Below are 1759 nucleotides of genomic sequence, written 5' to 3'. Positions count from 1 at the left end.
GAACCCTTATAGAGAAAGGCATTTAGCGATTTTTGTCAATTGTTTTTGCTCTAGAGCGAACTAATCAATTAAGTCTCTTGCCAGATAAGGATTTAGTCGATTTATGCCCCCTATCGAACCATACCAAGTAACGAAGAACCTTTTTTCCTCAATCCTAACCATGTATTGCGAACCCGTTTTCCGGTTTTAATCAGTTGCTGTCTTTCTTGAATCTGATCCTGCAAAACCAATAAATCGGGGCGATTTAGTTGGGGAAGTTGATAGGTTTTCCGATAAAGCTTGATTTTCGCCGTTTCTTCTGCCATCGCCTTGGTCGCTGAGGGTGAGTTTTTTCTATTTTAGCCCGATTTTTTGATCAGCTAGAAATCTCGGCCAGAGGCGAAAAAATCAGCGACAATGATATAAATGGAGTTATCAACACAAGTAAAGCGATTATGACTGTAGCCACGACGAACGCCCGAGATATTTTCCGCTCCGCCTACGAAAACCGTTACACTTGGGATGAAGGATTTCCCGGTTACACTGCCGATATTATCCTCACCCAAGGGGAGGAAGTCCATACGGGCAAAATTCAAGTTAATGCCGATTATAGTGTGGAAGTAACGGGCATTGATGACGAGAAAGTGCAAGAAAGTATCTATAATCAAATGCGCGACATCGTTACTCACCGCAAAAGAGGCAATTTTGATGCTTCCCACGGCAAAAACCAGTTTAATTTCGGGCAAGATGATCCCACCGGTGCGGTAGAAATTCTTGTCACCGGCGATGCGATGGGGTCTAATTATAAGGTCCGCGGCCAGGAAATCTGTCAAGTCAGTCGAGTCATGGGACCGATGGCTTTTACTATTAATACCGAGGAAAGTCTCGATACGGGAGAAGGTTATATTTCTATTCGCTATAATGCCATTTTCCGCAATGCTAAAACCGATGAATTAAAGGGAAAACGTGACTTTAAGGAAACCTACGAAAAAATCGGTAATTATTATTTACCCTCCTGTCAAGTGATTAACGCAATCGATGTCGGTGGCGAAAAATCCACCACAGAATTTACTTTTATCAATCTGCAGCTTTTAGAATCTTAAGGGTTATCCCCGCCCAAAAAGCGTTAGGATCGAAGTAACTAAGTAGGTGGGTGTTAAAAATTGTCGGATCCCCCCGCCTATCGGCACCCCCCTTATCAAAGGGGGGATTAAGGGGGGATCCCCCCTTATCAAGGGGGGCAGGGGGGATCAAAGACAATATCTATCTTCAATTTAATTGAAACCACTTACTTACACTCTCATAAATCTCTGACCAGAAGCTGATTATGTCTTTAACACTGACTCCCGATAACGTCGAACAAGTTTTAGATGAAATGCGCCCCTACCTGATGGCGGATGGTGGTAACGTGGAATTAGTCGAAATCGACGGGCCGGTCGTCAAACTGCGTCTTCAAGGCGCTTGCGGTTCCTGTCCCAGTTCCACCATGACCCTAAAAATGGGCATCGAACGTCGTCTCCGGGAAGTGATTCCCGAAATTGCCGAAGTTGAACAAGCTTTCTAAATCTTGGGTTAATTAATTCTCACCACCGCCCGATTGCTAATTAAATTAGCGATCGGGCATAATATTAATTATATATGGCTCTTCGGTTTGTGTTATGCAATGGACGGGGGTTATAAGGGATGGAACCCTTACATAGAAAGGCATTTAGCGATTTTTGTCAATTGTTTTTGCTCTAGAGCAAACTAATCAATTAAGTCTCTTACCAGATAAGGATTT

Annotated in this window: 2 protein-coding genes and 2 pseudogenes; 3 read left to right on the top strand and 1 reads right to left on the bottom strand. The window is 43.3% G+C overall.

What is annotated here, in order from left to right; translation table 11 throughout:
• A pseudogene (locus PX482_RS27870) lies at window positions 1–190 on the top strand (hypothetical protein); the annotation flags it as partial.
• Here the strand turns inward: PX482_RS27870 and PX482_RS22000 are convergent.
• Window positions 129–305 (bottom strand): annotated as a pseudogene (locus tag PX482_RS22000) (formylglycine-generating enzyme family protein); the annotation flags it as partial. The pseudogenes PX482_RS27870 and PX482_RS22000 sit on opposite strands and share 62 nt — an antisense overlap.
• Before the next feature lie 129 nt (window positions 306–434).
• Here PX482_RS22000 and PX482_RS21995 point away from each other — a divergent pair.
• Entirely contained in the window at window positions 435–1082 is a 648-nt protein-coding gene (locus tag PX482_RS21995; RefSeq protein WP_002758934.1) for a DUF3386 domain-containing protein, read from the top strand.
• A 224-nt stretch (window positions 1083–1306) separates the two neighbouring features.
• A complete protein-coding gene (locus PX482_RS21990) occupies window positions 1307–1543 on the top strand; it encodes a NifU family protein (protein WP_002779291.1) in 237 nt (78 codons plus the stop codon).
• The last annotated feature ends 216 nt before the right edge of the window (window positions 1544–1759 follow it).

The organism is Microcystis sp. M53602_WE12, from assembly GCF_030065455.1.
GTDB classification, from domain to species: domain Bacteria; phylum Cyanobacteriota; class Cyanobacteriia; order Cyanobacteriales; family Microcystaceae; genus Microcystis; species Microcystis aeruginosa.
Note: the sequence above shows the minus strand (reverse complement) of the source record. Positions and strands in the feature narration are given on the sequence as shown.